This is a genomic window from Pantoea sp. CFSAN033090 (genome assembly GCF_001264395.1).
Classification (GTDB): domain Bacteria; phylum Pseudomonadota; class Gammaproteobacteria; order Enterobacterales; family Enterobacteriaceae; genus Pantoea; species Pantoea agglomerans.
The window spans coordinates 19,507-27,501 of the sequence record NZ_LGYX01000035.1 but is presented as its reverse complement, the minus strand read 5'-3'; the positions used below and the strand labels follow the sequence as shown (position 1 = coordinate 27,501).

Below are 7,995 nucleotides of genomic sequence, written 5' to 3'. Positions count from 1 at the left end.
GCGATTACGCACCTCATCCCTGAGGTGCGCCCGTAGCCGGGCCAACGCTTTGCGTTGTTCAAAAACGCTCCCGGCGTTTTTATCCGGGCGGCGGGACGCTTTCCTCCTCTGCTCGTGTTCCCTTCGCGTTGAGCTTTATCATTGCGGTCATATAAACCCTGACATTAGTGCAGCTTTATCGTTGCGGTCATATAAACCCTGACTTTAGTGCATAAGCTTAGCCCCACTCTTAAGTGGGGCTCTGGCTTTAGCGGCAATCACTTACTGCTTAATATCAACCTGATAGAAGATGTGTTTGCCGAACGGATCGACCTGATAGCCGCTGACCGATTTGCGCACCGGCTCAAAGATGGTGGAGTGCGCAATCATCACCGCAGGCATCTGGTCATGCATCATCTGCTGTGCCTGCAGATAGAGCGCGGTGCGTTTGCCCTGATCCGGCTCGGCGCGGGCTTCGGTGATTAACTTCTCGAACGGCTGATAGCACCATTTTGAGGAGTTGGAACCGCCCTGTGCAGAAGTACAGCTGTAAAGCGGGCCAAAGAAGTTGTCCGGATCGCCGGTGGCGGTGGTCCAGCCCATCAGCGCCGCCTGATGCTCGCCGCTGCGCACGCGTTTCAGGTATTCGCCCCACTCATAGCTGACGATATTGGCTTTGATGCCCACTTTAGCCCAGTCCGACTGAATCATCTCCGCCATGCGGCGCGCATTCGGGTTGTAAGGCCGCTGAACCGGCATCGCCCAGAGCGCAATTTCGGTACCCGGTTTCACACCCGCCTGTTGCAGCAGGGCTTTGGCCTTCTCTGGGTCGTAGTCGTAATCTTTCAGATCTTTGTCGGCGCTCCAGATGCCCGGTGGCAGGATATTTTTCGCAACCGTGCCGGTGCCTTTAAAAATCGCATCAATGATCGCCGGTTTGTTGATCGCCATCGCCAGCGCCTGGCGCACTTTGACGTTATCGGTTGGCGCTTTAGTGGTGTTAAACGCCAGGAAGCCGGTATTCAGACCCGCCTTTTGTTCCAGGGTGATATCCGGGTTAGCGCGCATCTTTTCAAGATCGGCGGGATTAGGGAAAGGCATCACCTGACATTCGTTCTTCTCCAGCTTGGCATAGCGCACGGAGGCATCCGGCGTGATGCTGAACACCAGCCGATCGAGCTTCGCCTTGCCCTGCCAGTAGTCCGGGAACGCTTTGTAGAGAATGCGGGAATCTTTCTGATACTGCACCAGCTCAAACGGTCCGGTGCCGATCGGGTTCATATCGACCTTCTCCTGCGTCCCCGCTTTCAGCATCGCGTCTGCATATTCCGCCGAGTGGATCGAGGCGAAATACCAGGCGAGATCGGCAAGGAACGGCGCTTCCGGATGGGACAGCGTAAAACGTACGGTGTGGTCATCGACCCGGTCGATACTTTTAATCAGCGTGGAGAGCTCCAGGCTTTCGAAGTTGGAATAGGTGCCGCCAGAGACATTGTGGTAAGGATTTTTCGGGTCCATCTGGCGCATAAACGAGAAGATCACATCGTCGGCGTTGAAGTCGCGGCTGGGTTTGAAGGCTTTATTGCTCTGAAACTTCACGTTCTTGCGCAGATAGAAGGTGTAAACCGTGCCATCCGGGCTGATTTCCCAGCGTTCTGCCAGGCTGGGCACCAGATTGGTGGTGCCGGGCGTAAAGTCCACCAGCCGGTTAAAGACCGGCACCGCACTGGCGTCAACGCTGGTCCCGGAGGTATAGAGCTGCGGGTTAAAGTTCTCTGGCGATCCCTCAGAACAGAAGACCAGCGTTTTGGCGTTAACGCTGCCAGCCAGCGCTATCCCAGCCGTAACAAGCGCTAAGGTGGCTATCTTGATTTTCATTATTATCCTCGCTTTGTATTGACTTCCGGTGATCACAATATCTAAATGAATCATTCAGATGCTTCATTGATAGCACGATTCGGCACCATAACGAACCCCGCCGGTGGCTGACTAATAAGGAATAGTGATGACAGACAAACTTGAGTCGCAGCTCACAGAACGTTTTTTCCGTTACCTCGCCATCAGCAGTCAGAGCGATGCCAAATCCACCACACTGCCCAGCACGCCGAGCCAGCACGCCATGGCGGAACTGCTGGCGGATGAGCTGCGCGCGTCAGGGCTGGATGAGGTGGTGATTGATGAACATGCCACGGTGACGGCGGTGAAACGCGGCAACCGGCCTGACGCGCCGCGCATCGGGTTTATTACGCATATCGATACCGTTGATGTCGGTTTGTCGCCCGATATCCACCCGCAGATCCTCACCTGGCAGGGCGAAGATCTCTGTCTGAATGCAGAGCAGGATATCTGGCTGCGCCGCGATGAACATCCGGAGATCGCGCCCTACGTCGGTCAGCAGGTGATCTTCAGCGACGGCACCAGCGTGCTGGGCGCGGACAACAAAGCGGCGGTCACCGTGGTGATGACGCTGATGGAGAACCTTAACGGCGACCACGGCGACATCGTGGTGGCCTTTGTGCCGGACGAAGAGATTGGGCTGCGCGGTGCGAAAGCGCTGGATCTGGAAACGCGCTTTAATGTCGATTTCGCCTGGACCATCGACTGCTGCGAACTGGGCGAAGTGGTGTATGAAAACTTCAATGCTGCCGCTGCAGAAATTCAGTTTACCGGTGTACCGGCCCATCCGATGTCGGGCAAAGGGGTGCTGGTGAATCCGCTGCTGATGGCGCATGACTACATCAGCCTGTTTGATCGGCTGCAGACCCCGGAGCACACCGAAGGCCGTGAAGGCTATATCTGGTTCAATGAGATTCAGGCCAACGCCAGCAAGGCGACGCTGAAGGCCTCCATCCGTGATTTTGATCTGACCAGCTTTGCGGCACGTAAGCAGCAGTTGCAGCAGGCGGCAGAGGATCTCGCGGCGCGTTACCCAACCGGCAAGGTGAGCGTGAGTATCAGCGATACCTACAGCAATATCAGTAATGCCTTGGGTGAGGATCGTCGCGCGATTGACCTGATCTTCAGTGCCTTTGCCGCGCTGGAGATTGAGCCGAAGGTGATTCCGATGCGTGGCGGTACAGACGGTGCCGCGCTGTCAGCCAAAGGCCTGCTGACGCCGAACTTCTTTACCGGCGCGCACAACTTCCATTCACGCTTCGAATTTCTGCCGGTAACGTCGTTTGTGAAGTCCTATCAGGTGGCGGAAAAACTTTGTTATCTGGCGGCGAAATAAGCGGAGGAATCGGGCGCAGAACGCGCCCGATTGCGATTATGGCTTCGCGCTGACATCAATGCCTGGGAAATATTTTTCAGCCAGCTTTTTGATGGTGCCATCGCCCTGCACTTTAGCAATCGCCGCATCCAGTGACTGCTTCAGCTGCGCGTCATCTTTGCGCAGGCCGTAGCCGATGCCTGAACCAAGAATCGCGTCATCTTCGACTGGCTTGCCAACAAAACCAAAGCCCTTGCCCTGCGGTTTATCGAGGAAGCCAGACTGACCGGCAGCAGACATCACCAGTGTGCCATCCAGGCGGCCCGCGACCATGTCGTTGTAAACCTGGTTTTGATCCTGATACGAGGTCACGGTCACACCCTGCGGCTCCCAGTGCTTCTTCGCATAGGTTTCCTGGATGGACCCCTGTAATACACCGATGTTCTTGCCCTTCAGACCTTCGGCGGTCGGTGCCAGATTTTCACCGGTCTTCGCCACTAACATGGTCGGAATACGGTAGATCGGCTGCGTAAACGCAATGCTTCTGGCGCGCGCTTCGGTGATGTTCATCGCCGAGTTAATGGCGTCGAACTTTTTCGCCTGCAGTGCCGGGATCAGCGCATCAAAACTGCTCTCAACCCAGTGGCAGCTGAAGTTGCCCGCCTTACAGATGGCATTGCCCAGCTCGATATCAAAGCCTTCCAGTTCCCCTTTAGCATTGCGGCTTTCAAAAGGCGGATATTGTGACTCCACGCCGTAGCGTAAATCCTGTGCCAGTGCCTGTACCGATGTCATCATGCCCAGAGCGAGAAAAAGCGCGTTCAGTTTCTTCATTATGTCATTTACCCCGAAAAGTCCTGGTTACCTGTTCCCCGAGCTGCCTCACGCGGTGGCGTGAATCAGCGAGAAAAAGCACATAGCGCAGCCGCGCCAGCCTCAAGTGTCGCCTCGTCTTTAGCAAAAGAGAGCCGAATCAGTTTGTTATCTGTGCCATCCATATAAAACGCCGACAGCGGTATGGTCGCCACACCGTGATCGACGATAAGACGTTTTACCATTTCACTGTCCGGTTCGTCACTGAAATGTCCATAGCTGGCGAGCATAAAGAATGAACCAGCACTCGGCAGCAGCCGGAACGGGGAGTTCTGCATCAGGGCGATCAGCCGGTCGCGCTTCTGCTGATAGAAGGCGCTGAGCGACAGATAGTTCTCTGGCGTCTGCAGATAGTGTGCGAAACCGACCTGCATCGGCGTATCGGCGGCGTACATCATAAACTGATGCACTTTCACCAGCTCAGTCATCAGCTCTGCCGGTGCCAGACAGTAGCCTACCCGCCAGCCGGTGACGTGGAAGGTTTTGCCAAACGAAGAGACAATGACGCTGCGCGCTGCCAGCTCCGGATGCGTCGCCATCCCACAATGCGGTCTCCCATCAAACAGAATATGTTCGTAAACCTCATCGGAGAGCACCACGATATCGGTGTTGCGGATTAAGGCTGCCAGCTGATTCAGGTCGTCGGGGGTCAGCACCTGTGCGCTGGGGTTGTGCGGCGTATTAATAATGATCATCCGGGTGCGCGGCGTGATTGCTGCCCGCAACTGATCCCAGTCGATAGCAAACGACGGCACCTGCAACTTCAGGCCAATCGGTTTACCGCCCTGCAACCGCACCACCGGCGCGTAGCTGTCAAACGCCGGTTCAAAGAAGATCACCTCATCGCCCTGATGAACCAGCGCGGTGATCGCCATATAGAGCCCCTGGCTGGCGCTGCCGGTGATCAGCACTTCACTGGCGGCATCATATTGTTGTCCATAGAGCGCCTGCACTTTGCTGGCAAGCGCGTCGCGTAAGGCGGGCAAGCCCATCATGGCGGCATACTGATTATGTCCTTCCTGCATCGCGCGGCTGACTGAGTCGACCAGCGCCGGATCACAGGGGAAATTGGGCGCGCCCTGCGACAGGTTAATCGCCTGATGCTGCGCCGAAAGCTGGCCAATCACGCTGAAAATAGTGGTGCCGACGTCCGGCAATTTTGAGTGGATAGCGACAGGCGTTTTCAGGGACATACTCTCTCCGTCAGGGGCTTAACCGCTCAGATGCGGTAAATAGCTATTCAACGGGCTGCGACTTGAGTCGGCAAGCGAAATGTCGTCATAATAGCCATGACAAAAATGCATAGCTGAGGTTCACCGTGTCACGCTTATCGCTGCCGCTTAATGCCATTCACGCCTTTCTGGTGACCGCCCGACATCTCAATCTGACCCACGCTGCCCGCGAACTTTGCCTGACGCAGGGCGCCGTCAGTCGTAAGATTGCCGCCCTGGAGCAGTGGCTGGGCGTGACGCTGTTTGACCGCCACGCGCGCGGTCTGCGCCTGACCCCTCAGGGCGCGGCGCTGCTGCCCGACTTACAGCAGGGTTTTGAGCTGATGGTTCAGGCCAGCGAGAAGGTCCGCCGTAGTCAGGTCAGCATTCGCCTGAAAGCGCCAACCTGTGCGATGCGCTGGCTGGTGCCCCGGCTGATGGCGCTGGAGCAGCATCGGCCTGAACTGCATGTGGCCCTGACCACCACGCTGGATCATGCCGCGCAGCTGGAGAACTTCGATGTGGCGATTGTCTATGGTAAGCCGCACCCTGACGGAATTTGCCTGTTCAGTGAGTCGCTGACGCCAGTGATGGCAGCCGATCAACCCCGCCCGGACTCCCCGGCGGCACTGGCCACAATGACCTTTTTGCATCCGACGGCAGATACGCGTGACTGGCAGTGCTGGCTGCAGGCGCAGCAGGTGACACTGAACATGAAGCGGAACCAGCATTTTGCCACCATGGACTTAGCGATCAGTGCAGCGATTCAGGGGTTTGGTGTGGCGATGGCCGACAGCAATCTGGTGGAGAGTGATATAGCCAGCGGCAGGCTGATTAAGCCGTTCGCTGGCGAGGCAAAAACCGGTGCGGTTTACAGTTTACTGAAACGGCCCGCGCAGGATGCGCCACCGTTCCTGGCGGAGCTGGTGGCGTGGCTGTGCAGGGATCAGAAGGTGACCCAGTCGCCGTTATCCGCCGGTTTAGCCTGAGGCGCATTCAGCACGGTTGCTTTCGGCGCGGCAGGTTTATTCGTGATGACCGGTGCGGTCTGGCGGCTGCTGGAGAGACGGAACTTCGACACAGAGGCCTGCAGCGCTTCCGTCTGCAATGCCAGCGCGCTCGCCGCGGCCGAGACTTCTTCAACCAGTGAGGCGTTCTGCTGGGTCACGCTATCCATTTCGGTTACCGCGGCACCCACCTGAGAGATGCCTTTGCTCTGCTCTTCCGAGGCGGAAGCGATCTGTTTCATGATCGCATCAACATCCTGCACCGATTTCAGAATATTGTTCATGGTGCCGCCGGTGGTGCTGACCAGCTCGGCGCCTTTACCTACACGCTGAACCGAATCTTCAATCAGCGTCGCAATCTCTTTCGCGGCGTTGGCGCTGCGTTGTGCAAGGTTACGCACTTCAGAAGCAACGACCGCAAAACCCCGACCCTGTTCGCCAGCACGTGCCGCTTCGACGGCGGCGTTCAGCGCCAGAATATTGGTCTGGAAAGCGATGCCGTTGATCACGTTAGTGATTTCAGCGATTTTCTTCGAGCTGCCGGAGATGCCATCCATCGTGCTGACGACTTCACTGACCAGCTGACCGCCACGTTGTGCCGTGGTGGTGGCAGTTTCTGCCAGCAGGCTGGCCTGGCGGGCATTATCGGCGTTGAATTTTACCGTGGCCGTCAACTGCTCCATGCTGGCCGCAGTCTGTTCGAGCGCAGCGGCCTGCTCTTCGGTACGTGAAGAGAGGTCGTTGTTACCGGCAGAAATCTCTGCGGCACCGCGCGAGATATTCTCAGTGCCGCTGCGAATGGCGCTGACCGCTTCACGCAGGCTATCCTGCATGGCGCTCAGCAGCGGCACCAGTTTACCGACGCAGTTGCGTCCGAAATCGGATACCGGCTGACTCAGGTCGCCCGTAGCAATGACCGCGAAGTGGGTACGAATACTTTCCAGCGGACGGACCAGCATCGCCACCAGATAGCGGTCGGTAAACAGCAGAATAAACAGGCCGATAATTACCGTGATGGTAATAATCGTTTTGGTCATCGCGGTGAGGTGATCCACTTCAACCCGGGTTGCATCCAGCTTTTCAGCTGCGCCCTGGCTGAATTTCTCTGCGCTGATGCCAAAGGCACGACTGAGTGGCGGCGTGACGTTATTTGCCTGCTGACGATAAGCATCAGGCGAGGCCTGACGGGCCAGCTGCAATTGTGGCGTAACGCCCGCATCCAGCAGCTTTTGCCAGCTCTGAATCACCCCATCCACCACATCCGGGTTCATCGGGCCGGGTGCCAGTTGTTTAAAGCGCGCCAGTTGCTGGGTCATGCTGTCCAGCGCCTGCTGCACCGGAGCATAAGCCTCATCGTTCAGGGTCTGACCTGCGGCTTTGCTTTCCATCACGCGGGATAAGCGCGTGATGACACGAAAATATTGATCGTTGCCTTTGCTCAGCACCGTCATTTGCTCAACCAGATGACGGTCCACATCATTCCCTTCGCTGAGCGCGCCAAGAGAGTGAATGCTATACAGCCCGACGCCGCTCCACAGTAAACAAAACAGTCCCAGAATAGAGAGCATCACTGCGCGAATGGTAAAATTTTTGAGCATTCCCATACCAAAATCCTATACACGTTGACCCGCAAGCGTCGGGCATAGGAGGTTTATCGGCATGCGATTGTGAAGATGTAACTGTTTTGTTACCTAATATTTTACAGCGTCCCTAA

At 56.7% G+C, this 7,995-nt stretch carries 6 protein-coding genes; 2 read left to right on the top strand and 4 right to left on the bottom strand.

Going from position 1 to position 7,995, the window contains the following annotated elements; genetic code table 11:
* Nucleotides 1-261: 261 nt before the first annotated feature.
* Nucleotides 262-1,857 (bottom strand): ABC transporter substrate-binding protein, encoded by a 1,596-nt coding sequence (locus AFL22_RS22625; protein WP_052272215.1) that lies wholly within the window; start codon nt 1,855-1,857, stop codon nt 262-264.
* Between the two features lie 127 nt (nt 1,858-1,984).
* Here AFL22_RS22625 and pepT point away from each other — a divergent pair, with 127 nt between their 5' ends.
* Nucleotides 1,985-3,211, top strand: coding sequence for a peptidase T (gene pepT, locus AFL22_RS22620; RefSeq protein WP_052272214.1), 1,227 nt, complete (start codon nt 1,985-1,987; stop codon nt 3,209-3,211).
* A gap of 36 nt (nt 3,212-3,247) precedes the next feature.
* On the opposite strand, the gene AFL22_RS22615 is transcribed toward pepT, so the two are convergent.
* The gene (locus tag AFL22_RS22615) at nt 3,248-4,024 is read right to left on the bottom strand and encodes a transporter substrate-binding domain-containing protein (protein WP_010670199.1); all 777 of its coding nucleotides are present in this window, start codon (nt 4,022-4,024) and stop codon (nt 3,248-3,250) included.
* A gap of 65 nt (nt 4,025-4,089) precedes the next feature.
* Nucleotides 4,090-5,256 (bottom strand): methionine aminotransferase, encoded by a 1,167-nt coding sequence (locus AFL22_RS22610; protein ID WP_033757747.1) that lies wholly within the window; start codon nt 5,254-5,256, stop codon nt 4,090-4,092.
* 125 nt (nt 5,257-5,381) lie between these two features.
* Here AFL22_RS22610 and AFL22_RS22605 point away from each other — a divergent pair, with 125 nt between their 5' ends.
* A complete protein-coding gene (locus AFL22_RS22605) occupies nt 5,382-6,263 on the top strand; it encodes a LysR substrate-binding domain-containing protein (RefSeq protein ID WP_052272213.1) in 882 nt (293 codons plus the stop codon).
* Here AFL22_RS22605 and AFL22_RS22600 read toward each other — a convergent pair.
* On the bottom strand, nt 6,221-7,885 hold the full coding sequence (locus AFL22_RS22600) for a methyl-accepting chemotaxis protein (RefSeq protein ID WP_052272212.1): 1,665 nt from the start codon (nt 7,883-7,885) through the stop codon (nt 6,221-6,223). The two genes, AFL22_RS22605 and AFL22_RS22600, sit on opposite strands and share 43 nt — an antisense overlap.
* Nucleotides 7,886-7,995 lie beyond the last annotated feature (110 nt).